The sequence below is a fragment of the Lelliottia sp. JS-SCA-14 genome, assembly GCF_035593345.1.
Classification (GTDB): Bacteria; Pseudomonadota; Gammaproteobacteria; order Enterobacterales; family Enterobacteriaceae; genus Enterobacter; species Enterobacter wanjuensis.
The window spans coordinates 3,231,800-3,257,936 of the sequence record NZ_CP141606.1 but is presented as its reverse complement, the minus strand read 5'-3'; the positions used below and the strand labels follow the sequence as shown (position 1 = coordinate 3,257,936).

Below are 26,137 nucleotides of genomic sequence, written 5' to 3'. Positions count from 1 at the left end.
TCCAACATTTAATTTCACAATTACAATAATTTCTTAATCTTTAAACAATGTTTAAAAATTGTTAACGTTGCCCCGCAGCTTATTTCACCTGCAATTTCCACGTAAAAAGCACGACTACAAGTAAGGCATAAATGATGAAAAAAATGACTGCCATGCTCTTTTCTATGGCCGTAGGGCTGAGCGCCATCTCGATGGCGGCGAAGGCTGACACCCCGAAAGAGCAGGAAACGGACGTCCTTTTAATTGGCGGCGGCATTATGAGCGCCACTCTGGGCACCTACTTACAGGAATTACAGCCAGACTGGTCGATGACCATGGTTGAGCGCCTGGATGGCGTAGCGCAGGAGAGTTCGAACGGCTGGAACAACGCCGGTACGGGCCACTCGGCACTTATGGAACTGAACTACACTCCGCAGAAAAAGGACGGTTCCATTAGTATCGAGAAAGCGGTAGAGATCAACGAAGCGTTCCAGATCTCCCGTCAGTTCTGGTCACATCAGGTCAACAGCGGCGTGATGCACGATCCGCACTCCTTCATTAACACCGTTCCGCACATGAGCTTCGTGTGGGGCGACGACAACGTCAATTTCCTGCGTGCGCGCTATGCGGCACTCCAGCAGAGCAGCCTGTTCCGCGGCATGAAATATTCTGAAGATCATGCCCAGATCAAAGAGTGGGCACCGCTGGTGATGGAAGGGCGCGACCCGAATCAGAAAGTGGCCGCCACGCGCACTGAGATCGGCACCGACGTGAACTACGGCGAAATCACCCGTCAGCTGGTGGGCGCATTGCAGAAGAAGGATAACTTCAACCTGCAGGTCAGCACCGAAGTGCGCGGCTTTAAGCGCAACGCGGATAACAGCTGGAGCGTGACCGTTGCCGATCTGAAAAACAACGAAGCCGAGCATGTGATCAAGGCGAAGTTCGTCTTTATCGGTGCCGGTGGCGCGGCGCTGAAACTGCTGCAGGAGTCCGGTATTCCTGAAGCGGACGACTATGCGGGCTTCCCGGTCGGCGGTCAGTTCCTGGTATCCGATAACCCGGAAGTGGTGAATCGCCATCTGGCGAAAGTGTATGGTCAGGCTTCTGTCGGCGCACCACCGATGTCGGTTCCGCACATCGATACCCGTATTCTGGACGGTAAACGTGTGGTGCTGTTTGGGCCGTTCGCGACCTTCTCCACCAAATTCCTTAAAAACGGCTCTCTGTGGGATCTGCTGAGTTCCACCACCACCTCGAACTTTATGCCGATGGTGGATGTGGGCCTGGATAACTTCGATCTGGTGAAATACCTGATTAGCCAGGTGATGCTCTCCGATGACGATCGCTTTGCTGCCCTGCAGGAATATTATCCGCAGGCGAAGAAAGCCGACTGGCGTCTGTGGCAGGCGGGTCAGCGCGTGCAGATCATTAAACGCGATCCGAAAGAGGGTGGTGTGCTGCGTCTGGGGACGGAAGTGGTGAGCGACAAAGATGGCACCATCGCGGCGCTGCTGGGCGCGTCTCCTGGCGCATCCACCGCGGCACCGATCATGCTGCATCTGATGGAAAAAGTGTTTAAAGATAAAGTCGCCAGCCCGGAATGGCAGGCGAAGCTGAAAACCATTATTCCTTCCTACGGCACTAAGCTGAACGGTAACGTGGCGGCGACGGAACAAGAGCTGGAATACACCAGCGGCGTTCTGCAGCTCAAATACGAGAAACCGCAGGCGGCGGACGCGGCACCACAGGCGCAACCGCAGGCAAAACCTCAGCCGGAATCTAAACCGGTCGCGGATATCGCGCTCTGAGTGAGCTGAATAAAAAAGGCCGGGTATCGCTACTCGGCCTTTTTTTTAACGCACGACGGCGTTTTCGACTTTTTCGTCCGCTTTCCAGATGCGGAATTTCACGTCGACATTATCCGGTGTGTACACCACGATCGGTAATTTGCTGTTATAGCGCAGAAGGCTGTTTTCGCCCAGATAGGCGGTCACGAACTGCTGGGTTTTCTTGCCATCCGGGCAGGCCATCATGGTCGAAACCGGAGACGTCACTTTATCAAAGACGTAGTAGTCATAGCCCCAGCCTTCGAGGGTTTTGCTCTCCAGTTTGCCGCCCAGGCGATGACGGTTACAGTCCACTTCCAGGTTCTGACCAATCAGCAGCTCCACTTTAAACGCCGATTCATCTTCCTGAGCCGGGAGCTGAATGACCTGACGCTTCATGCCTTTTTCCGCCTGCGGGTAGGGCGCGATTTTTTCCAGAGGCTGCGGCTTCTGCGTGTCGCTGGCGAAAGCGCTGGTGCTCATGCAGGCTGCGGCCAGCAGGGCAATGGCAAATTTAGGGGTGTTTTTCACAGTCATTCCTTTTATGTCAAACAATCGATGCAAGATTAGCACAGCTCAGAGAACTGTTTGGTTTGATTTACCTATATTTTGATTTCATACGGTTGATTGCACTACTTTGGAGGCGTCAGGGTAGTTGTTAATGCTGAGATGGAATGAAAGGGAAGATCGTGTTAGGGTTAGCGGAATATATTGTTATTCATCTGTAAAGGAAAGAGAGACATGGTCCGCGCAAAGCTTAACACTCCCGAAGGCAGGAAGTTTTTACTGGCGCTGTTTGTGGTGTTTCTGATTGCCGCAGCAGGCGTCGGACGAGCGACAATCGTCGGTGTGATTGAGCAGTACAATATTCCGCTGTCCGAGTGGACGACCAGTATGTACGTGCTGCAATCGGCGATGATTTTTGTTTACAGCATGGTCTTCACGATCCTTCTGGCGATTCCGCTGGGGATCTTTTTCCTGGGCGGCCCGGATAAGCGCTAATTGGTTATGTGCATCAATGAGGTTATCAGCTGATGACCTCATTAAACGTCTCAGTCAGATGACGCCACCGCATCATTAATAAAAATAAGCACACCGCGTTCAATGCCGATGGATTTTTCTTTTTTCATTTTGGCCAGAATACCCATCACCCCGCTACGCGATAACGCCGTCTTTTCCATAATGTATTTACAGGCATTCGTTTTTAGACGGTACTGTTCACTCTCGTTCATTAAATCAATCAAACAGTCGCGAATAATATCCTGCGCGCGCAATCCGATACTGTGATTGCTCAGTGTGGCCTGTAACCCCATGATATACAGAAGATAGTTACTGTAGTCTTCCCACAATGATTTTCCTCTGATAATTGCCATCGCCTCTTTGTAGGGCAGAATGGCGACTTTCACCTTCGTCGCGGTCATTAAGCGGAACGTATTCGCCATGTAATCCGGGTGTGAGATACCCGCGACAAAAGGGGCTTTGATCGTCCCTTTCAGTATTCCATCATCAATGCGAGAAATATCGATCAACCCTTCAAGCAGAATGAGGCAGAGTCGCCCGCTCGTATTTTCGAGATGAAGGATACGGTGCGCAGAAAAATGTTTAATGTCGGCCAGCGGAAGAAAGTGGCGAGTCAGACGCTCTATCTGCGTAAAAGGCTTAAAACGAGTCAGAGTATGAATCGGCATAACAGCTTTGGGGTTCATGATGTTGCCCATCGTTTTTTAATAATTATCGCAGAAGTCATGAAACGCGCAATCACCTGCTGACTCAATAGCTTAAATCATCGCGCGCAGACTGAACCTTGCTAAAAAAATCCCCGGTGCATTGACCAGGGATTGGGGCATTCATGCTGAGAGCGTCGTATATTGAACGGTTACTCTGAAACCATCCACATATCCGCTTCTTCGAACATCTCTTCCAGCATGCGGTTGAGTTTCTCACGATCGCTTTTACTGGCGTCGCTGTTTAAGCCGTTAGCCTGCATCGGTTTAACTTTCACCACGGCATCCGGGAAAATCCGGTGCACGCGTTTGGTTAACTCAGTGAGAATAATGTCGCTGGCGCCTGGCAACCCTGCAACGTTGCGCTTGTCATAAACGAGTTCAACAAACATAACTGCCTCATGATAACTGTTTTTATGTACAGTATTTTCGCGACGAAGCGGGGGAAAGTCAAGCCGTCCGGGCGTTCAGGCATAAAAAAACCAACCCTAAAAGGTTGGTTTTTTTTAAATGTTTTGGTCGGCACGGAGAGATTTGAACTCTCGACCCTCGCCACCCCATGACGATGCGCTACCAGGCTGCGCTACGTGCCGATGCTGTAAAAAGATACTACCTGTTTGCTTTCCGATTGCAAGATCAGGCCACGCTAACTGATTCAAAATTAATCAGTTAGCGATGAACCGTTTCTCGTCGGTCAGCACCTGCAACAGCAGACTGAGCTGCGGTTTCTGGTCGTGGATCTTCTCGCCCTGCAGGTCGTAAGTCTGGTAATTGCCGTTGCTGTTCAGCACCAGCGTCTGCTCCGGCGTGGTGACGGCCAGGGTGTTTCCGCTTGCCGCGGTCACCCAGTTGTGGCGACGCGTTGCGCTAAACAGATCCTGTCCCTGCGAGTACTCATTCGCCGGGGTGCTGACGTGCAGCAGGCGCTGCATCAGCGTGGTCATCACGTCTTTATGGTCAGTCAGCATGTTGATGCGCTGTGCAGGCGTGCCCGGCCAGTGAACCACAAGTGGAACGTGCAGGTTAGGGCGCGTCCAGCTCATCTCTTTTGCTTCATCACCGAGCGGAATACCGTGGCCGGCGGTAATGATCACCACCGTGTTATCCAGCTTGCCGGATTCGCGCAGGGCGTTCAGCACGCGCGCAATCTGGTCGTCGACGTTACCCACCGCACGGCTGTAGCGACGCATAAAGCCTTTCTGGTTGCTGTCATCCATGGTTGTGCCGTTGAACGCGACCCACGAGAACCAGCGGTTATCTTCCTGCGCGTAGCGGTTAAGCCAGTTCACCCACTGACCGGCGGTCTGTTCGTCGGACTGGTTTTGCGCCGCAGGCAGAGAGAAATCAGAGAGCAGCGCCTGGCGATACAGCGGGCTGCTGAAACCGTCCGAGGAGAACAGCCCCAACTGGTAGCCCTGTTGATTCAGAGAGGTAATCAGCGCCGCCGGTGTACGGGAAGAGAGCACGCCGTCCATGTAGCCCGCGGAAATACCATAAAACAGGCCAAAGATACCGGCGTCGGTGTTATTCCCCGAACTCATGTGTTGGGTGAAATTGATGTTCTGCTCGGCGAACTGCGCCAGCGCAGGCATCTGCTTCTCGTAGCGGGAATAGTTCAGGCCGTCGACGGTAATGAGCAGAACGTTCTGCCCCTGGCCCATATCGCGATAGCGCAATTCACTCAGCGGATACTGAACCGACACCGCTTCCGGATTGCCTTGCTCCACCAGACGACGCTGGTACTCCTGCGCATCCAGCAGACCGTGTTTCTCAAGGAAGCGACGGGCCGTCATTGGATAGGAGAGCGGCAGGTTGGCGCGCTGCATGGTAATCGGGCGATAGAAGTTCGCATCCGCCCAGATGTACATAATGTGTGAGCTGATAAATGCCACGAAAAACAGGGCGGCAATCGGCTGCGCGTAGTGACGGCGTCGGGTCAGGCTACGCAGTTTTTGCCAGCTCCAGGTGGCAAACAGCATCTCAATCAGCAGGATAATCGGCACGCTGATAAACATCAGCTGCCAGTCACGCGCGGTTTCGTTCTGGTCGGGATTGATCACCAGTTCCCAGACGATGGGATTGAGATGGAGGTGAAAACGGGTGAAAACTTCGCTGTCGATCAGCAGCAGGGTCATGCCGACAGTGGCGAGGATAGCGGATAAAAACCGCATCAGCCGCTGCGACATCACTATAAACGTCAGGGGGAACAGAATCAGCAGATAGGTGGCGAAAACCAGAAAACTAAAGTGCCCGACAACGCTTATCCAGGAGTAAACACGCCCGGTTAACGTCGTCGGCCAGTCGGCCACTAAAAGATAACGGCTGCCGAGGACTATGGCCAACAGAATGTTGAACAAGGCAAACCAGTGCCCCCAGCTTACCATCTGGGACACTTTTTCGCGGTAGCGCTGACGATTCGTCACCATAGACTGTCGTTCGTTTCCCTTAATGCGCCTGGTCGTTGCTGACTGAAGACTGCAAGGCCTGGGCGAATGATTTTGCGATCGCCTGACGTTGAGCCGGAGCAACGCTGGTATTGATAAGGTTGGTGACCATATTTCCCAAAACCATCAGGGAGAGATCGGTCGGCGTTTTGTGTTTCTCAAGTACGTTGACCAGCTCACTGAGCAGTTGTTCAACGTGTTCATCACTATAGCGGGAATGTTGTGGCATAAATCGAAATCAGTTTGTTGATGAAAGGGCAACATATTACCGTAGCAACAGCTTTTTTTCCCCTTTTTTATCTTCTGTTGCACACATGCGTGGGTGATGGTTGAATACCGCCCGGTCTTTAAGGAGAGTTTATCATGAGTCTGGATATCAACCAGATTGCCTTGCACCAGCTTATCAAGCGTGATGAGCAAACCCTGGAGCTGGTGCTTCGCGATTCGTTACTGGAATCAACGCCTACCGTTACGGAAATGATGGCGGAGCTGCACCGCGTCTACAGTGCGAAGAATAAAGCCTATGGCATGTTCACCGAAGAGAGTGAGCTGGCGGAAAGCCTGCGTCTGCAACGCCAGGGCGAAGAAGATTTTCTGGCATTTAGCCGCGCGGCCACCGGCCGTCTGCGCGACGAGCTGGCGAAATATCCGTTCGCTGACGGCGGTATCGTGCTGTTTTGCCAGTATCGCTATCTCGCCGTGGAGTATCTGCTGGTCACGGTGCTGAGTAATCTGAGCAGCATGCGCGTCAACGAGCAGATGGATATTAGCTCTACCCACTATCTGGATATCAACCACGCCGATATCGTGGCGCGTATCGATCTGACCGAATGGGAAACCAATCCGGAATCAACGCGCTACCTGACGTTCCTGAAAGGGCGCGTGGGCCGCAAAGTGGCCGATTTCTTCATGGATTTCCTTGGTGCCAGCGAAGGTCTGAACGCGAAAGCGCAGAACAAAGGGCTGCTGCAGGCGGTCGACGATTTCACCGCAGAGGCGCAGCTCGATAAAGCCGAGCGTCAGAATGTGCGTCAGCAGGTGTACAGCTACTGCAACGAACAGCTGCAGGCGGGCGAAGAGATCGAACTGGAATCCCTGTCGAAAGAGTTATCAGGCGTCAGCGAGGTTAGTTTCCACGAGTTTACGGCAGATAAAGGCTACGAACTGGAAGAGAGCTTCCCGGCGGATCGCAGCACCCTGCGTCAGCTGACCAAATTTGCCGGCAGTGGCGGCGGATTGACGGTGAACTTCGATGCTATGCTGCTGGGCGAGCGCATTTTCTGGGACCCGGCGACGGACACCCTGACCATCAAAGGCACCCCGCCGAACCTGCGCGATCAGCTGCAGCGTCGCACTTCTGGCGGTAAATAACAGCCATAAAAAAACCCCGCAATGCGGGGTTTTTCTCAACTTGTTGGCGATTAAGCGCGAACGAAGTCGACGTGAGACAGTTTTGGCTTGAACGGGTGACGCTGAACAGCCTGAACTTTCACTTTTTCTTCTTTACCATCGAAAACGATAGTCAGAACTTCAGTGTAGAACCCTTCTTTAGTCTGCTGGTTCCAGACTTTGTCCTGGTCCAGTTCGATTGCGACTGGAGCAGCATCGCCACCATAGATGATAGCCGGGAACTTGTTAGCTGCGCGCAGGCGGCGGCTCGCACCCTTACCCTGCACAGAACGTACTTCTGCATTGATAGTGAACATTGATTTCTCTCTGTAAATAAGTCCTGCTACAGGCGACCCAGCAGCAGGTGAGTGTTCTGCCTCACGGATGTGAAGCGGGCGGCATTTTATACTCAAACGCCATTCACATCAATCAAAAGTCCCGTTAACCGCGCAATTCATTAGCCCGACGGAAACGTCCTTCATAGTCGAAGAGCTTCTCGCGCACCTGCCAGAACTGGCCTTTTTTACGCGCGACGACAAAATCCGGGTGGCGCAACAGCGCTTCCTGATGAACGATATCGGCGACGGTGATCCAGCGTAAAGGCACGCCCGGCGTGCGGGTGTGCGGGCGGATAAACAGCTGTTCGAAGGCCGTGCGCTGAGCGGGGGTATGCAGACGGAAGCGCTCGCTAACGTCTGCGCCGTCTTCATCGTAATAGGTGATTTTCAGCCATTCGCCTTTCTCGTCGGCTCCGGGTTGCAGCGCCATGCCGGAGCAGCGCAGCACCAGCGCATCTTTCAGTTTCAGCGCGGCTTTCAGCATGTCATCGGGATCGACCAGCACCGTGTCGCACTCGCGACAGCGCCGGGCGGCGATGTCATTTTCAGCGTTACACTGCGGGCAGTTTTTGAAGCGGAAGCGATAGTCGCACTGCTCGCGATGGCCGTCATCGTCCTCAAACCAGCCCTGACAGCGGCGGCCAAAATGTTCAATCAGCGTGCCGTCGGCAGTAGTTTTCCCCCAGAAAGTATTGGCGAACCCGCAGCCGGGGCAGAATACCTGCACCGGGACATTGCCGCTTTTACCTTTCGGTGTCCCCACTTCGGGCGAATAGAGATCGTACGGGTTTCCGGCGTAGTCCAGAATCAGGCAGTCGGTCTTGCCGGGCGCCAGGCGCAGTCCGCGCCCGACAATTTGCTGATACAGGCTGACGGACTCGGTCGGGCGCAGGATCGCAATCAAATCGACATGCGGTGCGTCAAAGCCGGTGGTCAACACCGAGACGTTCACCAGATAGCGGAACTGCTGCGCCTTAAAGGCGTCGATCAGCTTGTCGCGCTCAGGGCCTGGCGTTTCGCCGGTGATCAGCGCTGCATCGTCAGCCGGGAGCAGGCCGGTTATCTCTCTGGCATGCTCGACGGTGGCCGCGAAGATCATCACCCCTTTGCGCGTCTGGGCGAACTCTTCGATCTGGCTGATGATGTGCGGCGTGATGCGCTGCTGTTTTTTCAGCTCCTGGTTCATATCCGCTTCGCTGAACAGGCCGTTGCTCTGGGCCTGCAGGCGGCTGAAATCATACTGCACTACCGGCATATCCAGCCGCTCGGGCGGCGTCAGGTAGCCGTGCTTGATCATGTAGCGCAGAGGGAGCTCATAGATGCAGTCGCGGAACAGGGCTTTTTCGTCGCCGCGCACCATTCCGTGATAGTGAAACTGATAGATCCAGCCTTTGCCGAGGCGGAACGGCGTCGCGGTCAGGCCCAGCAGGCGAACCTGCGGGTTCACCTCTTTCAGATGATTCAGGATTTGCTGATACTGGCTTTCGTCGTCATCGCTGATGCGATGGCACTCATCGACAATCAGCAGAGAGAATTCGCTGCGAAAATGCGCCAGGTTTCGCGCCACCGACTGCACGCTACCGAACACCACTTTGCCGTGGCTCTCTTTGCGTTTCAGCCCCGCAGCGAAAATATCCGCCTCCAGGCCCAGGGCGCAGTATTTAGCGTGGTTCTGCGCCACCAGCTCTTTGACGTGCGCCAGCACCAGCACGCGGCCACGCGCGAGGCGCGCCAGTTCGGCAATCACCAGGCTTTTGCCTGCGCCTGTGGGCAGGACGATGGCAGCAGGTTCTTTATGTTTGCGAAACCAGGCGAGGGTGGCGTCGACGGCCTCCTGCTGATAGGGGCGAAGTGTAAAAGTCATGGGCTCTCTATTTGGTTATCTCGCACATAGTATGCCACGAAACTTTTTCCCTTGAGTGGCGCGAACAGACCGCTATACTGGACCGTTCTTGACTGCTTCTTTTTCGGACATGTTGTCCGACTTCCAGCACCATAAAGGCTATAAGATTTCATGCGACTTGATAAGTTTATCGCTCAGCAACTCGGCGTAAGCCGCGCTATTGCCGGGCGCGAAATTCGCGCCAGCCGCGTTACCGTGGATGGCGAAATTGTGAAAGACAGTTCTTTCAAACTCCTGCCTGAACATGACGTTGAGTTCGACGGCAACACTTTGGCCCAGCAGAACGGCCCGCGCTACTTCATGCTCAACAAGCCGATAGGGTACGTCTGCTCGACGGACGACCCGGATCACCCGACGGTGCTCTATTTCCTCGACGAACCGGTCGCGCACAAGCTGCATGCGGCAGGGCGTCTGGATATCGACACCACCGGGCTGGTGCTGATGACCGACGACGGCCAGTGGTCGCACCGTATTACGTCTCCGCGCCATCACTGCGAAAAAACCTATCTGGTCACGCTCGAATCGCCGGTGTCTGACGATACCGCCGGGCAGTTTACCAAAGGCGTGCAGCTGCATAACGAGAAAGATCTGACCAAACCGGCGGTGCTGGAAGTGATCACCCCGACCGAAGTGCGTCTGACCATCAGTGAAGGGCGCTACCATCAGGTGAAACGTATGTTTGCCGCGGTCGGCAACCGCGTTGTCGGGCTGCACCGCGAGCGCATCGGTGAGATCGCTCTCGATCCAGAGCTTGAACCCGGTGAATACCGCCCGTTGACGGAAGAAGAGATTGCCAGCGTTGGCATGCCTTCACGCTAATTTCAGGAGCACACTGTGACCACCAGGCCACACTCATCAATCAGCATCGTGTTTATCCTTGGCCTGCTGGCCATGTTGATGCCGCTGTCTATCGACATGTATCTGCCTGCACTGCCGGTGATTTCCGCGCAGTTTGGCGTACCGGCCGGCAGCGCGCAAATGACGCTCAGCACCTATATCCTCGGTTTTGCCGTCGGGCAATTGCTGTACGGCCCAATGGCGGACAGCATTGGCCGCAAGCCGGTGATCCTCGGGGGAACGCTGGTGTTTGCGGGTGCGGCGGTGGCCTGTGCGCTGGCGCAGACGATCGATCATCTGATCATCATGCGTTTCTTCCACGGCCTGGCGGCTGCGGCGGCGAGCGTGGTGATTAACGCCCTGATGCGCGATATCTATCCGAAGGAAGAGTTCTCGCGCATGATGTCCTTCGTCATGCTGGTCACCACCATCGCGCCGCTGCTGGCACCAATGATTGGCGGTGCGGTGCTGGTGTGGTTTAGCTGGCACGCCATCTTCTGGATCCTGGCGATTGCGGCGCTGCTGGCGTCGGCGATGATCTTCTTCTTTATCGATGAAACCTTGCCGGTGGAACGTCGGCAGAAGTTTCATATTCGTACCACCATCGGCAACTTCGCCTCGCTGTTCCGTCATAAGCGTGTTCTGAGCTATATGCTGGCGAGCGGTTTTAGCTTCGCAGGGATGTTCTCCTTCCTGAGCGCTGGTCCGTTCGTGTACATCGAAATTAACCACGTCTCGCCGCAGCATTTTGGCTACTACTTCGCGCTCAACATCGTGTTCCTGTTTGTGATGACCATCATTAACAGCCGCTTTGTCCGCAGGGCAGGGGCGCTGAACATGTTCCGCGCCGGGCTGTGGATCCAGTTTGTGATGGCAATCTGGATGATGCTGACTGCCTTCTTCGGCGTCGGTTTCTGGGCGCTGGTGGTGGGTGTGGCGGCGTTTGTCGGCTGCGTGTCGATGGTCTCTTCTAACGCGATGGCGGTCATCCTCGATGAATTCCCGCATATGGCGGGCACCGCGTCGTCGCTGGCCGGAACTTTCCGCTTCGGAATTGGCGCGATTGTCGGGGCGCTGCTCTCGATGGCGACGTTTAATACCGCCTGGCCGATGATTTGGTCGATCGCGTTCTGCGCCACCTGTTCGATTCTCTTCTATCTCTACGCCAGTCGGCCGAGAAAATCGGCAAGTTGAGGAAGAAAAGGGGCCAATGCGGCTAATGCTGGTCAGTTAAGCATCTGAGGTTGTTCCGTTCACCTCATGTTCAGCAGAATATAATCGCGTCACAACCTGTGAACGTGCAAAGGGGGCTACGCGGCCCCCTTTGCAATCCCCGCGCCCCGTCAGGAAATCGGTGCTTCGCACTGCGCTCACCTCCCGGCCATCTGCCTGCGGTCGGCTCGACTCGACTTCCTGTCTCGTTTCGCCTCTGGCCGCCATCCCTGGCGTCCAGCCCTTGTCATCTGGCCTCCGGTTCGCCGATTTCAGCGGGGACCCACACCGGTGCCACATTCAGACAGCTGTGAAGGCTGAGGGAGCGGGAGTCCGGCTGAAAATCGCTGAGGCGTTGACTGGAGGCAGGGGCGACGCACAGGGATGTGCGTCGAGGGCGCGACTTACAGGGATGTTACCTGCGCCCGTCCCCGTCAGCCGGAAGGAATAAGACGAAGGCACCGCGAAGCGGCGATTTTCTTTGCCGGGAGCCGGGGTTGCCAGGGTGGTGGCGATTGAGCCACCCTGGCACGTTCACCGCAGAGAGATGGACCGGAAGCAGAGGAACAAAAGTGAACGGAACAATTCCACTGAAGCCATAAAGGTCCTGGGGCAAGCAAAATAATGAATTTAAATTCATTATTTTGCTTAACTGACCAGCATTAGCCAATGCGACCCCCCTTTTATTGATACTCGTCAACCAAACTCGCGTTTGTTTACCCCATGTTTGTTTCTTTTATGTAAAATCTATTTATGTAAAAAGTCACATCGTTGTAGTTAAAAAGGTTGAGTTAGATCGCAGAAACGGGTACATATAGCGCCAAAGCGAGCCTGTAACTCACAAAATAATGCCAGCAAACCAGAGACGCCAAAGCCCGTAACATCAGGCGGCAAGCGGTTTCTGAGGAAAATAACGGCAGGTTAGCAACGATGTGTTACTATAAATGTAAATAAATTGTGAAGGCTTTTTTGGCTTCCGGGGAAAGAACGTGAATACATTACAACTCTCCATTGTCCATCGCTTGCCCCAGAGCTATCGCTGGTCGGCGGGTTTTGCAGGTTCGAAAGTTGAACCGATTCCGCAAAGTGGAAAAGAGGGCGAGAACAGTCTGGTGGCGCTGAAATTGCTCAGCCCGGACGATGAAAACGCATGGCCGGTGATGGAGCGTCTGAGCCAGGCGCTGACCGATATCGAAGTCGTCAGCTCCGTACTGGAGTGCGAAGGCGAGCCCTGCCTGTTTGTCAACAGCCAGGACGAATTTGCGGCGACCTGCCGTCTGAAAAACTTTGGCGTGGCGATCGCCGAGCCGTTTTCCGGCCAGCATCCTTTCTGAGCGTCAGCGCAGCGCTAACAGCTGACGCGTATACTCATGCGTCGGCGCGGCAAACACGCGCTGGCAATCCCCTTGCTCGACCACCTCTCCCTGTCGCAGCACAATCACCTGATGACACAACGCGCGCACCACCTGCAGGTCGTGGCTGATAAAGATATAGGCCAGTCGGTGCTTTTCCTGTAAGTCCTTCAGTAACGCCAGAATCTGCGCCTGCACGGTGCGGTCGAGGGACGACGTCGGCTCATCCAGGATGATCAGCTCCGGTTTCAGGATCAGCGCCCGTGAAATGGCGATACGCTGGCGCTGGCCGCCAGAAAAGGCCGCCGGATAGCGATGGCGCGTGGCCGGATCCAGCCCCACCTCCTGCATCACCCGAATCACTTCATCTTCACGCTGACGAGCGCTCAGCGCTGGCTGATGGACGCGCAGACCTTCTTCAATGATTTGCAGCACGTTCAGCCGCGGATTCAGCGACGAGTTCGGGTCCTGAAACACCACCTGCATCCGCGGGCGGACGGGCAACATCTGCCGACGGTTCCAGCTGTGCAGCGGTTTGCCATCAAACAGAATCGTCCCCTGAGAGTTGATCAGGCGCAGCAACGCCAGACCGGTAGTGCTTTTGCCAGAGCCTGATTCCCCGACCAGCCCCAGGGTTTCACCCGGACGCAGGGAAAAGCTGACGTCTTTCAGCACTGCGTTTTCTGCCACCACGCGACGGAAAATTCCCTTGCGCACCGGGAAAGATACGCCGAGATTTTCGACGTTCAGCAGCGGTTGACTCCCCTCGGTCAGCGGGACGGGGTCGCCCGACGGTTCGCTGTCGAGCAGACGCTGGGTGTAAGGATGTTGCGGGGCATGGAACAGAGCCGTCGCCGTGTTCTGTTCGACGCAGCGGCCGTTTTGCATCACCGCCACCTTGTCGGCGAGTTTCCTCACAATGCTGAGATTGTGGGTGATAAACAGCAGGCTCATGTTGAGCTCATCGCGTAACTCGCGCAGCAACTGCAGGATTTGCGCCTGCACCGTGACATCCAGCGCGGTGGTTGGCTCGTCGGCAATCAGCAGCTCCGGGCGCGTCAGCAGCGCCATGGCGATCATCACGCGCTGGCGCTCACCGCCCGACAGCTGATGCGGAAAGTCCGTCAAACGTTTAGCGGCATGACGAATGCCGGTGCGCTCCAGACAATCCAGAATCTCGCCCCGGGCGGCCTCTTTGCGCATTCCCCGGTGCAGGGACAACACTTCATACAGCTGTTTTTCCAGGGTGTGCAGCGGGTTGAGGGAGACCATCGGCTCCTGGAAAATCATCGCGATTTTGTTCCCGCGCACGCCGCGCAGGGTGTGTTCATCCGCGTGGAGTAACGACTGCCCGTGGAACAGAATATTGCCCTGCGGATAAACCACCGGCGGGGAGGGAAGCAGACGCAGCACCGACAGCGCCGAGACGCTTTTGCCAGAGCCGGATTCCCCGACCAGCGCCAGGGTTTCACCGGCCTGGATCTGCAGGGAGAGATCGCTCACCACTTCACGCGTTTCACCCTGCTGAGTAAAGGCGATGGAGAGATGTTCGATGCTGAGGAGAGGCTGCGTCATCTTATACCGCCTTGTTGGGATCGAAGGCATCGCGGACTGCTTCGCCAATAAAAATCAGTAACGACAGCAGCACGGCCACCGACAGAAACGCCGTTATCCCCAGCCACGGAGCCTGCAGATTGTTTTTTCCCTGCAGCAGCAGTTCACCCAGCGACGGCGAGCCGAGAGGCAAACCGAAGCCGAGAAAATCGAGCGAGGTGAGGGTGGTGATGGAACTGCACAGAATAAACGGCAGGAAGGTCAGGGTCGCCACCACCGCGTTAGGCAGCATATGGCGGAAGATAATGCTGCGATCGCTGACGCCAAGCGCCTGCGCCGCGCGGATGTAATCGAAGTTACGGGTACGCAAGAATTCAGCGCGCACCACGCCCACCAGCGCCATCCAGCCGAATAATACTGTAATGCCGAGCAGCCACCAGAAGTTGGGCTGCAACACGCTAGAGAGCAAAATAATTAAAAACAGCGTCGGCATGCCGGACCAGACCTCAATAAATCGCTGGCCCCAGAGATCAATTTTCCCACCGTAATAACCCTGCACCGCGCCCGCCACCACGCCCATTACGCTGGAAAATAGCGTCAGCATCAGGCCGAACAGGATAGATATCCGCGTGCCGTAGAGAATACGAGCCAGCACGTCGCCGCCGTTGGCGTCGGTGCCCAGCCAGTTTTGTGCAGAAGGCGCAGAAGGGAAGGGCGTCGAGGTGGAGAAGTTAATGCTGTTCGCGCCAAAGCGAATCGGGGCCCAGAGCACCCAGCCGTCGCTGTCGAGACGATCGCGCAGCCACGGGTCCTGATAATCTGCCGGTGTGGCAAAGGGCCCACCAAAATCGCTCTCACTGTAGTTGGTGAGTACCGGCGTGTACCAGCGATCGTTGAAATGCACCAGCAGCGGTTTGTCGTTGGCAATCAGCTCAGAGCACAGGCTCAGAATAAACAGAACGGCAAAAATCCACAGGGACCAGTAGCCGCGACGGTTGTGGCGAAAACGCGCCCAGCGGGCCTGGTTGACGGGGCTTAAGTGCGGCATCAGCGGCCCTCAAAATCAATGCGGGGATCGACCAGCGTGTAGCTGATGTCGCTGACAATATTCAGCAGCAGGCCAATCAGGGTAAAGATGTAGAGCGTACCGAACATCACGGGATAGTCGCGCGAGACGGTGGCTTCGTAACCGAGCAGGCCAAGGCCATTGAGGGAGAACATCACCTCGATCAGCAGCGAGCCGGTGAAAAACATGCTGATAAAAGTGGCCGGGAAACCGGCGATCACCAGCAGCATAGCGTTGCGGAACACGTGCTTCCACATGATCTGTTTCTCGCTCACTCCTTTGGCCCGCGCGGTCACCACGTACTGTTTGCGGATCTCATCGAGAAACGCGTTTTTGGTCAGCATCGTCAGGGCCGCGAACCCGCCAATTACCGTCGCCAGCACCGGCAGGGTGATATGCCACAGATAATCGGTGATCTTCTGATACCACGGCAGGGAGCTGAAATCGGCTGACACCAGTCCGCGCAGCGGGAAGAGGTCGAAATAGCTGCCACCGGCGAAAAAGACAATCAGCAGAACCGCGAACAGAAACGCCGGGATTGCGTAACCAATGATGATGAAAGTGCTGCTCCAGATGTCGAAGCGGCTGCCGTTGTGCACCGCTTTGCGGATACCGAGCGGAATCGACACCAGATAGATAATCAGCGTGCCCCACAATCCGAGGGTGATCGACACCGGCAGGCTGTCTTTGATGAGCTGGATCACCGACGCGCTGCGGAACAGGCTGTCGCCAAAGTCAAAGCGGATGTAATCCCAGAGCATCTTGAAATAGCGCTCATGAATAGGTTTGTCGAAGCCGTAGCGATGGGTGATCTCGGCGATCACCTCAGGATCTAACCCGCGCCCGCCGCGATAGTGGCTCTCGCTGATATTCCCGGTGCCGGTTTGGGCGTGGCTGGCGCGCAGACCTTCACCGCCGCTGCCCGGTAATCCGCCGCTATGACCAAACTCAACGGCCGCAATGGCCTGGTCGACCGGGCCGCCCGGCGCAATCTGCACAATGAAAAAGTTGATGGTGATAATCGCCCACAGCGTCGGGATTATCAGCAATAAACGGCGAATCAGGTACGCACCCATTTTTATTCCTTAACGCCGTTCAGCGGGCAGTTTGGCGGCTTTGTTGACGTCATACCACCAGTTATCCAGCCCCAGAGAATAGATTGGGCGAATGGATGGCTGAGAGAATTTATCCCACCAGGCAATGCGATCCTCACCCATAAACCACATCGGCAGCATGTAGTAGTTCCAGGTCAGGACGCGATCGAGCGCACGGCCCAGCGGCAGGAGCTTCTCTTTGTCGCCCTGCGCGGCGGTTATTTGCGCAATAAGATTATCGATGACCGGGCTCTTGACGCCGGGGGCGTTGTAGGACGAGTTGATGTACTCCGAGGCCCAGGAGATGCGCAAATTACTGTTTGGCCACGGCTGGGCCTGCCACAGGCGCGGCATCATGTCGTAATCGCGGTTACGCATGCGGTTGGTGATCTGCGCGTTATCGACCTGGCGGATCTCCACGGTGACGCCTAAACGTTCCAGATTGTGCTGGAACGGGAGCACCCACTGATTGTTGCCCGCCGAAGAGAGCAGCAGTTCGAAGCTGAGGGGTTTTCCGGTTTGCGCATTCACCCGTTTCTGGTTTTTCAGCACCCAGCCCGCGTCGTCGAGCAGCTTACTGGCTTTGAGTAAGTTTTCACGGTCGTAGCCATCGCCTTTCGACGTCGGGGGCTCAAAGATGCTGGTAAAGACTTCCGGCGGGACTTCGGCTTTAAGAGGAGCCAGCAGGGTCAGCTCGGCGGCGTCAGGATAACCCCGCGCTGCGTACTCGGTATTCTGGAAATAGCTGTTGGTGCGGCTGTAGGCCCCGTAAAACAGGGCTTTGTTCATCCACTCAAAGTCAAAGGCGAGGGTAATGGCCTGGCGGACGCGTCGGTCGGCAAACACCGGGCGCTGAATATTAAACGCCAGCCAGCGCGTGTCCTGGGCGGATTCGTTCTTTTGCTCGTCCTTCACAATGAAGTGGTTGGCAAAGTTTTTGCCCACGTAGCGAGTCGCCCAGTTTTTGGCGCTGACTTCCTGGCGCATATCGAATGCCCCGGCTTTGAAGGCTTCGAAGGCGACGTTATCATCCAGATAGTAGTCGTATCGGATGGTATCGAAATTCCAGCGACCCCGGTTGACCGGTAAATTCGCCGCCCAGTAATCTTTGACCCGTGAATAGACCACGTATTGCCCCATCTTCCAGCTGGTGATGCGGTATGGCCCGCCCGCCAGCGGAGGTTTAGAGATAGGATCGCTGAGCTTATGGTCTTTCCAGAACGACTCGGGCATCACCGGGAGCGAGAAAAGACTCAGCATGTTCTCTTTGCCCGGCTCGGCGAGCTCAATGCGCACGGTCAGCGGGGCGATGGCTTTCACGGTCGCACCTTTGAACACCAGCCGGAACTGCGGCACCCCTTCGGTCATAAACTTATGGAAGGTAAAGGCCACATCGCTGGCTTTCACCGGGGAGCCGTCATGAAAACGGGCGCGCGGGTTGATCGTCACTTCTGCCCAGGAGAAGTCATCCGCATAGCGCGCGGAGTCGGCGACCAGCGGGTAGTAACTGCCCGGTTCATCATCGGAAGTGACAAACAGCGTGTCGTACAGGGCGTCAGTTCTTTCGGCGGGGACACCGCGCAGGGCAAAGCGGTTGAAGTTATCAAAGGTGCCGAGGGCGGAGAGGGTGATGTTTCCGCCTTTAGGGGCCGCGGGATTAACGTAATCGAAGTGGGTAAAGTTCGCTTCATACTTCGGCTCGCCAAGCACCGCGAACGCGTAGCTCTCTTTAATACTCTGCGCCTGGCAGGTCACGCTGAATAACGCCATTAACAGCAAAACAAAGCGCATAGTCATTCGCAGCGTATCCCTCATCTGTTCTGGCTCACCCGCGGTGAGACTTATGGTTTAGCTGATAATAAGTGACGAAACCGTCATTGGGAAATCATTCGCTCTCTATGGCGACGTCAGATTCCCATTTCAGGAACTGTGCCAGCGGCATCGGGCGGCTGATCCAGTAGCCCTGCAAATAATTCACCCCATGCTGACGCAGCCATGCCGCCTGCTCGGGCGTTTCCACACCTTCCGCCACAGTCACCATGTTAAGGCGTCGCGCCAGCGTGAGAACGGCATCCAGCACCGGCGAAGTGACCGTTTCCGTACCTATGGCGTTCACGAATCCGCGATCGATTTTCAGGTAATCCATGGTGAAACGCTCCAGATAGATCAGCGCGCTGTGACCGGTACCGAAATCATCAATCGCAATTTCAAAGCCTTCGTGATGCAACCATTCGAACAGAGGCGCCGCTTCGAGCTGATTAATCATGTCGCGTTCGGTAATTTCCAGCACCACCTGGAAGTGATCGGGTGGCAGCGACGCGGCGAATTCGCGCATGTCATCTTTGAAGTTTTCCGAATGCAGATGGCCTGGCGCAATGTTAATGCCCAGCTTCGCTCCCGGCGGCAGCACGGTTTGCAGCAGCGGCGCATCGCGGATGATCAGCTCAAACAGATGCAGCGTCAGCGGGACAATCAGTTTTTGCGCTTCGGCAAAATTGATAAAGGCATCCGGTGGGATTTCGCCCATCGTCGGGTGTTTCCAGCGCATCAGCACTTCGCAGCCCTGCATCTTCAGCTCTTTCGCATCCACCACCGGCTGATACACCACGTAGAACTGACCGCGTTTAATGGCGGTGAGGATCTCTTTGCCCGGGTTCAGACGGATGTTGAGGATATAAAAAGAGAGGGTGCCCGCCGCAATACCGCATATCAGGCCAAAGAGTAGCGCGAAGAGGATTTCGTAGGTGGTCCACTCCTGGGCATACAGGTTGATGGTGAGCGGAACGTCTTTCAGGGTCGCGCTGCGGATAGGGGTGCCATGCAAGTCGTTGACGTTGATCAGATGGCCTGACGCGGTGGATAAGGCCATATTGCCAATAATCACCGCGATACCGGCAAACTCGTCCTGGCGCGAGGTATAGAGCAGATAAGGCGTCAAATTAATATTGATGGAGGTAAATACGCCCCCGCCTTTAACCAGCGGATTCTGATACCAGACGACGATCGCGGGTTTGTCCGGCAACATGGGGGTGCCGGGCAGCAGCGCCATATCGACGGATTTGGTGGTATCCAGATCCGGTATCAGCTCCTTCATGGGAACACTCATCGGCCCGGTGGCCGAGGAGCAAAACGCGGCGTTATCCCGGACCAGTAAAAAGGCGCGAACGTTGACGCTAAAGGCGGCGCGGGAGGTTAGCTCTGCGCTCACGTCCTGGCAGGTGCTCAGGGTGAAGGGCTGCAAGGTATCAATTGAGGTTTTAAGATCGGAGAAATAACTCTCCATATAGACCCGAAGATCAACGATCAGGGTATCGAACTTCGCTTCCCGCTTATGGTAGCTCAGAAAAAACTGCAGCATTCCGCAGAGCAGGGCAACAATAATGCCCGCGAGGATGCTGCCTGTCAGAACTTTGCGGCTGGTGGAAAAGAAACGAGTGAGCATAAACGTCATTGTTCCTGGATCGTCGTGGTTCCGGCAGGACGACTAATCTTACGTATTTACAAGACTATAGCCTGGTTTTATGCAACCAGTCATATATGAAGGCAGAGCGCGCGGGGTTAAACGGGCAAAAAAAAACACTGCCGAAGCAGTGCTTATTTTTTATCGTGTTGCCAGCCAAGGGATAACCAACAACACGACAGATTAACTGCGACTCAGTACACGGCGCGCTTCGTTATAGCGCTTCTTCCAGTAGGGTTCATTCATGCTGGAAATCGTCACACCGCTGCTGGTGGAAGCATGAACAAACTGGTCGTTACCAATGTAGATACCGACGTGGCGACCCGTTGAACCGGCACGGAACAGAACCAAATCACCGGTACGCAGTTTGGTACGCGAGATGGACTTACCCATTTCCTGCTGTTCGTAAGTCGAACGCGGCAGATCCATGCCAAATTGCTCGCGGAATGTACGCTGTACAAAACCGGAACAATCGATACCTTTTTTGGTGCTGCCGCCAAGACGATAGCGCACGCCTTTCCAGTCAGCATACTGGTCCATAATGCGGGACTTTACGTCCAGATTACGTACCATATTCTCAAATTCATCCTGAGAGGCTTGCAGTGACGAGGCATCTTCAGTGCCCACAACACGCGTCTCAGGATGCATATTCTTCGCGGTGTTAGACGTACTACATGCAGACAGCAGTACCGCAACTGCTATTGCCGGGATTCCCCGCAAGATATATCTCAAAATCGGTTGAGATTTGACCATGTTGATTATTTTCCCTTGAAGTCCTTAACGATAAATATCGTTATAAAAATGCCAAACGTGACGAGACTAAATACCTGCGCACAATGAGACAATTCTTTATGGTCAAATCTGTGCTCTAACGCACAAACTTATTCACCCTGAGAATAATTATCTCTGTGAGGCAAAACGAGTTCGAGATTAACCGATCCCCTTAGGCATTGAAAGCAAAAATAGGGTCTTTTTTATAAGAAAATGTGATAGAGAAAGTGATTTACCGGGATTGCCTAAAATAGCGGCAATTTAGGTTAAATCTTACGCAACGCATTCATTTGTTTGGTGAATGATATTACGAGAAGATGACAAAATAGCGGATGAATGGCGGGAAAAGCATCAGGGATCGAAAATGATCCCTGATGGATGATGTTAATTTAGGTTGGTTATTTGTTTTCGACTTGTTGCATTTTACCCGGAAGATAGCGATCAAATACCCTAATCAGACGATCGCTTAACGGGGTCATTAAGCACCACGGCACACCAATCAGCACCGCAGAAAGTGAACCGACGGCAATATCGGTCAGCCAGTGTGCGCCGATCATTACGCGCGGGAAGGCGAAAACCACAACAATAATCAGGGCAACCGCGAAGGCTTTTTTGCCGAAATAGCGCAGCATGAATGAAGCGAAAATAAGCAGCATCATCCCGTGATCGCCAGGGAAACTGTCTTTCGACGCATCCTTGGTGGAGATATGCAGTAATTCACTCACCCGATGAATATCCGGGAAGAACAGCGTCGGGCTTGAGCGCTTAACCGGCATCAGCCCTTGCGCCAGCTGGTTAATCACCACGGCGGTCAGCAGCATCACCAGGCCAATCATAATGATGCGGCGGCGTCCTGCGGCATCTTCTTTCCGCCAGAACGAGAGCATTAAGCAGCCCATCGCCAGCAGGGAACAGCCATCGAAGGCGCGATTGTTGGTGATGGCGACAAGCCACAGAATCGCCTGGCTCTTGACCAGCTGTTCATTGAAGAAATGGAAAATACCGGAATCAATCGGGAACCAGAAACCGTGATTCACCGGCAGATACCAGGATAAAAAGAGCGCCACACCGGCGGCGTTGAACAGTAATATCAGGGGAAGTTTTTTAATCATCGTCATATGCATTGCAGTTTAGTCGGGGGCAACGTTAGTGGCTTCAACTTAAACGAAGCTTCAACAAGCTCGCCTGAAGTGCGTTCCAGTCGGTGTTAACCGCACTAATTAACTCTATTCGGCTGTCAGGTGGCGCCACGTTTTGCGTTTCAATGAAGAAGTCAGCACCCTGACGATTAATGCGGACCAGGCCGTCCTGGGTGCGCATGACGCCCTTCACGCGATCCACTGGCGCGAGCCTCGCCCACTCCAGAATGCCAATGGTATCAAAGCAGGTATCGGCGTCAAAAATCCAGCCGCAGGCCTGATGACCCTGCCCGCTGTTCAGGCTGCGACGCCAGCGCTGATGTTCTGGCAGGCTTAGCGCCGCCAGCCCTTTTTGCGGGGCGTGACTGTGGGAGTGAGCGGCGCTGGCTGGCAGTTCGGCTACATTCCTCCGCGGCTGGTCGAGCAGCGCATTATCGATTTTTCCCTGCGTCGCCATGACGAACTGGCGATCGCCGCCAAAATTCTGCCACCAGAAATCAAAGGCATCGCGACTTTCCTGTGATGCACGGTCCTCTTTATTCGCCACAATGATATCGGCGGAGGCCAGCTGGTCGCGGAAGTTCTCATTTTTCACGGCTTTCTCATCCAGCAGCTGGCGCGGATCGAGAATACACAGCGTCGCACGGAGATCGATCCACGGCTCATATACCGGGGCGGTGAGGAGATCAAGAATTTGCTTAGGATGACCTAAACCGGTCGGCTCAATGATTAAACGGTCCGGTTTACCCTGGCGCAGCAGGGTGTTCAGGCCCACCTGCATCGGCAGACCGTTAACGCAGCACATGCAGCCGCCGGGGATCTCTTTGACCATCGCACCACTGTCCGCCAGCAGCGCGCCATCAATGCCAATCTCACCGAATTCGTTTACCAGGATGGCCCATTTCTCCGCCGGATCTTTGTTGGCCAGCAGATGAAGGATAGAGGTGGTTTTACCGCTACCGAGAAAACCGGTTACGAGGTTAGTTTTGGTCACATGCGCTCCAGGAATAATTGTAATGCTGTAACAATTATCAGTAATCCTGGCGAAAAATAACAGCGCTGGGAAGAGGGGAGGCGAACAGAGGGGCTTCTGTTCGCCTTAAACGCACGATGGGTTAAATGGCGAGGGTCTCAACCACCGCCTGACGCGCGCCGTGTTGGGCAATGCGTTGATACGCCTGATGAATGGCTTCGACAAATTGCGGATGCTGCGGCAAATCCGTACCAAACACTTCGCTCAGCGCCAGCAGGGCGCTAACGCGCTCCTCTTCGCTACTGGTGTCCACCATCGCCCGAATTTTATCGCTGAGAGGATCGCGAATATCAATCCTGTTGCCGTTGTCATCGACGCCGCTGACGTAACGCATCCAGCCCGCAACACCCAGCGCCAGCAGCGGCCAGGTGCTTTCGCGTGATAAATGGACGCGCACGCCTTCCAGCATCCGCTGTGGCAACTTCTGGCTGCCGTCCATTGCGATCTGCCAGGTCCGGTGTTGCAGTGCCGGGTTCGCAAAGCGGGCAATCAGGCTGTCGGCATAACCCGTCAGGTCGACGCCGGTAATACGCAGCGTCGGGGCCTGTTCGTCGAGCATCAGGCGACGCGCGGCTTCGCGGAACGCGTCGTCCTCCATACACTCATTGATATGCGCATATCCGGCGAGATAGCCGAGGTAGGCGAGGAACGAGTGGCTGCCGTTCAGCATGCGCAGCTTCATCTGTTCCCAGGGCAACACGTCCTGCACCATCTGTACGCCAGCCAGCTCCCATTCCGGACGCCCGGCGACGAAGTTATCTTCCACCACCCACTGGATGAACGGCTCGCAGCTGATGGCGCAGGGATCTTCCACGCCCAGTTCACAGGTGATTTCCGCCAGCGATTCTTCGGTGGCGGCAGGGACAATTCGGTCGACCATGGTGCCAGGGAAACTCACGTTTGCCGCAATCCACGCGGCCAGCTCCGGCGAGCGTTTTTCTGCCATCCCCAGCACCGCGTTTTTCACGACGTGGCCGTTGTCAGGAATGTTATCGCAGGAGAGCACGCTAAACGGTGCCAGTCCGCGCTCGTGGCGACGATGCAGCGCTTCCACCAGAATGCCCGGTGCCGAGTGCGGTTCGGACGGATTTTCCAGATCGTGGACGATCCGCGCATTTTGCGTATCGAGTTTCCCTGTCGCCGGATCGATGCAATAGCCTTTTTCAGTGATGGTCAGGGAGACAATCGCCACCTGCGGCTCGCAAAACTTCTCAATAATGGCCGCCAGCGAATCGAGTTTGGCATTCAGACACTCATGCACGGCCCCGACGATAATCGGCTGATTGCCCCCGGCACCTTTTTCCAGCACGGTGAAAAGATGGCCCTGGGCACGCAGCTGGCTCATCAGCACATCGCCGCTGAACAGGCTAATCTCACAGATGCCCCAGTCGCCCCCTTTGGCGTTGAGCACGCGGTTTGTTAACAACGCCTGATGCGCCCGATGAAAGGCACCAAAACCGAAGTGGACGATGCGGGAGCGCAACTGCTGGCGATCGAACTGCGGCAGCTGGACGTGAGAAGGGAGCGCGGTGGAGGCAATTGTCTTCATGAAATACACACCTGATTAACCATTAATTAACAATGCCAGTGTAAAGTTATATGACAGCAAATTGAATTGGTAAGCCGTAAATATCCAGATTCTGTGAGATCGATCAATCAATCCTGCGGCCTGTATTGACCGTCAGAAACAAACATGTATGGTAGTCGTCATTGTAACAATAGTATTGGTATAACAACTTAAGAGGGTGAGGCAATGGAACAAACCTGGCGTTGGTATGGGCCGAATGATCCGGTTTCTCTTGATGATGTGCGTCAGGCTGGCGCAACGGGTGTTGTCACCGCACTGCACCACATTCCCAACGGTCAGGTCTGGCCGGTGGATGAGATCAAAAAGCGTCAGGCAGTGCTGGCGGAAAAAGGGCTGACCTGGTCAGTCGTTGAAAGTATCCCGGTGCACGAAGATATCAAAACCCACTCCGGTGAGTTCGACACCTGGATTGCCAACTATCAGCAGAGCATCCGCAATCTGGCGACCTGCGGCATTGACACCGTGTGCTACAACTTCATGCCGATTCTGGACTGGACGCGTACGGATCTGGAATACCAACTGCCGGACGGCTCTAAAGCGCTGCGTTTTGACCAGATCGCTTTTGCTGCCTTCGAGCTGCACATCCTCAAGCGTCCAGGCGCTGAAGCAGATTATTCCGCTGAAGAGAAACAGCAGGCGCAGCAGTGGTTTAACGATGCGACTGAAGCGGACATCGAGAAGCTGACCCGCAATATCATCGCCGGCCTGCCGGGGGCGGAAGAGGGATATACCCTGGATCAGTTCCGCGCGCGTCTGGCGGAATACGGTGATATCGACAAAAATCAGCTGCGTGAAAACATGGCGTACTTCCTGCGCGCGATTGTGCCGGTGGCAGAGGCGTGCGGTTTACGTCTGGCGGTTCACCCGGACGATCCACCGCGTCCAATCCTCGGCCTGCCGCGCATCGTTTCCACCATTGAAGATATGCAGTGGCTGAAAGAGACCGTCGACAGCATCAACAACGGTTTCACCATGTGCACCGGTTCATACGGCGTGCGTGCGGATAACGATCTGGTGCGGATGATTGAAACCTTCGGTGATCGCATTCACTTCACCCACTTACGTGCGACCTGTCGCGAAGGCAATCCGAAAACCTTCCACGAAGCGGCGCATCTCAATGGTGATGTGAATATGGTGGCAGTGGTGGATGCGATTCTGAGCGAAGAGCAGCGCCGCAAGAAAGCGGGGGATTTGCGTCCGATTCCGTTCCGTCCGGACCACGGGCATCAGATGCTGGACGATCTGCGCAAGAAAACCAACCCAGGCTACTCGGCGATTGGCCGTCTCAAAGGGATGGCGGAAGTGCGCGGGGTTGAACTGGCGCTGAAGATGACCAAATATCCAGAGTTGCTTTAACCGGTATCGTCGGGTGGCGGCGTCGCCTTACCCGACCTACAAAACCATAAAAAAACCGGCCTCGAAGCC

The 26,137-nt window shown here is 55.1% G+C and carries 23 protein-coding genes and 1 tRNA gene; 7 read left to right on the top strand and 17 right to left on the bottom strand.

Annotated features, from left to right (window positions below):
- Positions 1 to 134: 134 nt before the first annotated feature.
- Complete coding sequence (gene mqo / locus U9O48_RS15225; RefSeq protein WP_282495134.1) at positions 135 to 1,790, top strand: malate dehydrogenase (quinone); 1,656 nt, start codon at positions 135 to 137, stop codon at positions 1,788 to 1,790.
- Between the two features lie 45 nt (positions 1,791 to 1,835).
- On the opposite strand, the gene eco is transcribed toward mqo, so the two are convergent.
- Positions 1,836 to 2,345: a serine protease inhibitor ecotin gene (eco, locus tag U9O48_RS15220; protein ID WP_285144016.1), complete on the bottom strand. Its 510-nt coding sequence runs from the start codon at positions 2,343 to 2,345 to the stop codon at positions 1,836 to 1,838.
- A 204-nt stretch (positions 2,346 to 2,549) separates the two neighbouring features.
- Between eco and U9O48_RS15215 the strand changes: the two genes are divergently transcribed.
- Complete coding sequence (locus U9O48_RS15215) at positions 2,550 to 2,810, top strand: DUF2534 family protein (RefSeq protein ID WP_282495132.1); 261 nt, start codon at positions 2,550 to 2,552, stop codon at positions 2,808 to 2,810.
- Positions 2,811 to 2,860: 50 nt separating this feature from the next.
- On the opposite strand, the gene U9O48_RS15210 is transcribed toward U9O48_RS15215, so the two are convergent.
- The 5 genes from U9O48_RS15210 to U9O48_RS15190 form a co-directional block, all read right to left on the bottom strand.
- Complete coding sequence (locus tag U9O48_RS15210; protein WP_285154328.1) at positions 2,861 to 3,514, bottom strand: helix-turn-helix domain-containing protein; 654 nt, start codon at positions 3,512 to 3,514, stop codon at positions 2,861 to 2,863.
- 170 nt (positions 3,515 to 3,684) lie between these two features.
- Positions 3,685 to 3,924, bottom strand: a complete 240-nt coding sequence (locus U9O48_RS15205; RefSeq protein ID WP_282495130.1) for a DinI family protein — start codon at positions 3,922 to 3,924, stop codon at positions 3,685 to 3,687.
- Positions 3,925 to 4,048: 124 nt separating this feature from the next.
- Positions 4,049 to 4,125 (bottom strand) — tRNA-Pro (locus tag U9O48_RS15200).
- 72 nt (positions 4,126 to 4,197) lie between these two features.
- Positions 4,198 to 5,958: an LPS biosynthesis-modulating metalloenzyme YejM gene (gene yejM / locus U9O48_RS15195; protein ID WP_324722751.1), complete on the bottom strand. Its 1,761-nt coding sequence runs from the start codon at positions 5,956 to 5,958 to the stop codon at positions 4,198 to 4,200.
- Positions 5,959 to 5,977: 19 nt separating this feature from the next.
- Positions 5,978 to 6,205, bottom strand: coding sequence for a YejL family protein (locus U9O48_RS15190; protein WP_014884596.1), 228 nt, complete (start codon positions 6,203 to 6,205; stop codon positions 5,978 to 5,980).
- A 134-nt stretch (positions 6,206 to 6,339) separates the two neighbouring features.
- Between U9O48_RS15190 and yejK the strand changes: the two genes are divergently transcribed.
- The gene (yejK, locus tag U9O48_RS15185) at positions 6,340 to 7,347 is read left to right on the top strand and encodes a nucleoid-associated protein YejK (protein ID WP_285158688.1); all 1,008 of its coding nucleotides are present in this window, start codon (positions 6,340 to 6,342) and stop codon (positions 7,345 to 7,347) included.
- Between the two features lie 50 nt (positions 7,348 to 7,397).
- On the opposite strand, the gene rplY is transcribed toward yejK, so the two are convergent.
- Together rplY and U9O48_RS15175 are read right to left on the bottom strand one after the other, a co-directional pair.
- Positions 7,398 to 7,682: a 50S ribosomal protein L25 gene (gene rplY / locus U9O48_RS15180; protein WP_095282702.1), complete on the bottom strand. Its 285-nt coding sequence runs from the start codon at positions 7,680 to 7,682 to the stop codon at positions 7,398 to 7,400.
- Positions 7,683 to 7,806: 124 nt separating this feature from the next.
- Entirely contained in the window at positions 7,807 to 9,567 is a 1,761-nt protein-coding gene (locus U9O48_RS15175; RefSeq protein WP_285158689.1) for a DEAD/DEAH box helicase, read from the bottom strand.
- Positions 9,568 to 9,717: 150 nt separating this feature from the next.
- Here U9O48_RS15175 and rsuA point away from each other — a divergent pair, with 150 nt between their 5' ends.
- The 3 genes from rsuA (at position 9,718) to U9O48_RS15160 (ending at position 12,989) form a co-directional block, all read left to right on the top strand.
- Positions 9,718 to 10,425 carry a 16S rRNA pseudouridine(516) synthase RsuA gene (gene rsuA / locus U9O48_RS15170; RefSeq protein WP_285149278.1) on the top strand — a complete coding sequence of 236 codons (708 nt, stop codon included), beginning with the start codon at positions 9,718 to 9,720 and terminating at the stop codon, positions 10,423 to 10,425.
- Between the two features lie 15 nt (positions 10,426 to 10,440).
- Positions 10,441 to 11,637, top strand: a complete 1,197-nt coding sequence (locus U9O48_RS15165; protein ID WP_282495125.1) for a Bcr/CflA family multidrug efflux MFS transporter — start codon at positions 10,441 to 10,443, stop codon at positions 11,635 to 11,637.
- A gap of 1,007 nt (positions 11,638 to 12,644) precedes the next feature.
- On the top strand, positions 12,645 to 12,989 hold the full coding sequence (locus tag U9O48_RS15160; protein ID WP_282495124.1) for a YejG family protein: 345 nt from the start codon (positions 12,645 to 12,647) through the stop codon (positions 12,987 to 12,989).
- Positions 12,990 to 12,992: 3 nt separating this feature from the next.
- On the opposite strand, the gene yejF is transcribed toward U9O48_RS15160, so the two are convergent.
- The 9 genes from yejF to U9O48_RS15115 all read right to left on the bottom strand — a co-directional run bounded on the left by yejF (position 12,993) and on the right by U9O48_RS15115 (position 24,673).
- The gene (yejF, locus tag U9O48_RS15155) at positions 12,993 to 14,582 is read right to left on the bottom strand and encodes a microcin C ABC transporter ATP-binding protein YejF (RefSeq protein WP_285158690.1); all 1,590 of its coding nucleotides are present in this window, start codon (positions 14,580 to 14,582) and stop codon (positions 12,993 to 12,995) included.
- 1 nt (position 14,583) lies between these two features.
- Positions 14,584 to 15,609, bottom strand: a complete 1,026-nt coding sequence (locus U9O48_RS15150; protein WP_285144023.1) for an ABC transporter permease — start codon at positions 15,607 to 15,609, stop codon at positions 14,584 to 14,586.
- Entirely contained in the window at positions 15,609 to 16,703 is a 1,095-nt protein-coding gene (locus U9O48_RS15145; protein ID WP_282495121.1) for a microcin C ABC transporter permease YejB, read from the bottom strand. The genes U9O48_RS15150 and U9O48_RS15145 overlap by 1 nt, the downstream gene beginning before the upstream one ends.
- Positions 16,704 to 16,712: 9 nt before the next feature.
- Positions 16,713 to 18,518 carry an extracellular solute-binding protein gene (locus tag U9O48_RS15140; protein ID WP_285149281.1) on the bottom strand — a complete coding sequence of 602 codons (1,806 nt, stop codon included), beginning with the start codon at positions 18,516 to 18,518 and terminating at the stop codon, positions 16,713 to 16,715.
- 88 nt (positions 18,519 to 18,606) lie between these two features.
- Positions 18,607 to 20,163 (bottom strand): cyclic di-GMP phosphodiesterase, encoded by a 1,557-nt coding sequence (locus U9O48_RS15135; protein WP_285144026.1) that lies wholly within the window; start codon positions 20,161 to 20,163, stop codon positions 18,607 to 18,609.
- 201 nt (positions 20,164 to 20,364) lie between these two features.
- Entirely contained in the window at positions 20,365 to 20,934 is a 570-nt protein-coding gene (gene mepS, locus U9O48_RS15130) for a bifunctional murein DD-endopeptidase/murein LD-carboxypeptidase (protein WP_282495117.1), read from the bottom strand.
- A gap of 416 nt (positions 20,935 to 21,350) precedes the next feature.
- The gene (locus U9O48_RS15125; protein WP_285144358.1) at positions 21,351 to 22,064 is read right to left on the bottom strand and encodes a phosphatase PAP2 family protein; all 714 of its coding nucleotides are present in this window, start codon (positions 22,062 to 22,064) and stop codon (positions 21,351 to 21,353) included.
- 43 nt (positions 22,065 to 22,107) lie between these two features.
- Positions 22,108 to 23,085 carry a GTP-binding protein gene (locus U9O48_RS15120; RefSeq protein WP_324722750.1) on the bottom strand — a complete coding sequence of 326 codons (978 nt, stop codon included), beginning with the start codon at positions 23,083 to 23,085 and terminating at the stop codon, positions 22,108 to 22,110.
- 121 nt (positions 23,086 to 23,206) lie between these two features.
- Positions 23,207 to 24,673: a fructuronate reductase gene (locus U9O48_RS15115; RefSeq protein WP_324722749.1), complete on the bottom strand. Its 1,467-nt coding sequence runs from the start codon at positions 24,671 to 24,673 to the stop codon at positions 23,207 to 23,209.
- Between the two features lie 204 nt (positions 24,674 to 24,877).
- On the opposite strand from U9O48_RS15115, the gene uxuA reads away from it, so the two are divergent.
- A complete protein-coding gene (gene uxuA / locus U9O48_RS15110) occupies positions 24,878 to 26,068 on the top strand; it encodes a mannonate dehydratase (RefSeq protein WP_285158694.1) in 1,191 nt (396 codons plus the stop codon).
- Positions 26,069 to 26,137: the final 69 nt, after the last annotated feature.

Excerpts from the sequence above, each read along its gene's own strand:
- mqo (WP_282495134.1), top strand. The coding sequence starts at position 135 with ATGAAAAAAATGACTGCCATGCTCTTTTCTATGGCCGTAGGGCTGAGC.
- eco (WP_285144016.1), bottom strand. The coding sequence starts at position 2,345 with ATGACTGTGAAAAACACCCCTAAATTTGCCATTGCCCTGCTGGCCGCA.
- U9O48_RS15215 (WP_282495132.1), top strand. The coding sequence starts at position 2,550 with ATGGTCCGCGCAAAGCTTAACACTCCCGAAGGCAGGAAGTTTTTACTG.
- U9O48_RS15210 (WP_285154328.1), bottom strand. The coding sequence starts at position 3,514 with ATGAACCCCAAAGCTGTTATGCCGATTCATACTCTGACTCGTTTTAAG.
- U9O48_RS15205 (WP_282495130.1), bottom strand. The coding sequence starts at position 3,924 with ATGTTTGTTGAACTCGTTTATGACAAGCGCAACGTTGCAGGGTTGCCA.
- yejM (WP_324722751.1), bottom strand. The coding sequence starts at position 5,958 with ATGGTGACGAATCGTCAGCGCTACCGCGAAAAAGTGTCCCAGATGGTA.
- U9O48_RS15190 (WP_014884596.1), bottom strand. The coding sequence starts at position 6,205 with ATGCCACAACATTCCCGCTATAGTGATGAACACGTTGAACAACTGCTC.
- yejK (WP_285158688.1), top strand. The coding sequence starts at position 6,340 with ATGAGTCTGGATATCAACCAGATTGCCTTGCACCAGCTTATCAAGCGT.
- rplY (WP_095282702.1), bottom strand. The coding sequence starts at position 7,682 with ATGTTCACTATCAATGCAGAAGTACGTTCTGTGCAGGGTAAGGGTGCG.
- U9O48_RS15175 (WP_285158689.1), bottom strand. The coding sequence starts at position 9,567 with ATGACTTTTACACTTCGCCCCTATCAGCAGGAGGCCGTCGACGCCACC.
- rsuA (WP_285149278.1), top strand. The coding sequence starts at position 9,718 with ATGCGACTTGATAAGTTTATCGCTCAGCAACTCGGCGTAAGCCGCGCT.
- yejF (WP_285158690.1), bottom strand. The coding sequence starts at position 14,582 with ATGACGCAGCCTCTCCTCAGCATCGAACATCTCTCCATCGCCTTTACT.
- U9O48_RS15150 (WP_285144023.1), bottom strand. The coding sequence starts at position 15,609 with ATGCCGCACTTAAGCCCCGTCAACCAGGCCCGCTGGGCGCGTTTTCGC.
- U9O48_RS15145 (WP_282495121.1), bottom strand. The coding sequence starts at position 16,703 with ATGGGTGCGTACCTGATTCGCCGTTTATTGCTGATAATCCCGACGCTG.
- U9O48_RS15140 (WP_285149281.1), bottom strand. The coding sequence starts at position 18,518 with ATGACTATGCGCTTTGTTTTGCTGTTAATGGCGTTATTCAGCGTGACC.
- U9O48_RS15135 (WP_285144026.1), bottom strand. The coding sequence starts at position 20,163 with ATGCTCACTCGTTTCTTTTCCACCAGCCGCAAAGTTCTGACAGGCAGC.
- mepS (WP_282495117.1), bottom strand. The coding sequence starts at position 20,934 with ATGGTCAAATCTCAACCGATTTTGAGATATATCTTGCGGGGAATCCCG.
- U9O48_RS15125 (WP_285144358.1), bottom strand. The coding sequence starts at position 22,064 with ATGATTAAAAAACTTCCCCTGATATTACTGTTCAACGCCGCCGGTGTG.
- U9O48_RS15115 (WP_324722749.1), bottom strand. The coding sequence starts at position 24,673 with ATGAAGACAATTGCCTCCACCGCGCTCCCTTCTCACGTCCAGCTGCCG.
- uxuA (WP_285158694.1), top strand. The coding sequence starts at position 24,878 with ATGGAACAAACCTGGCGTTGGTATGGGCCGAATGATCCGGTTTCTCTT.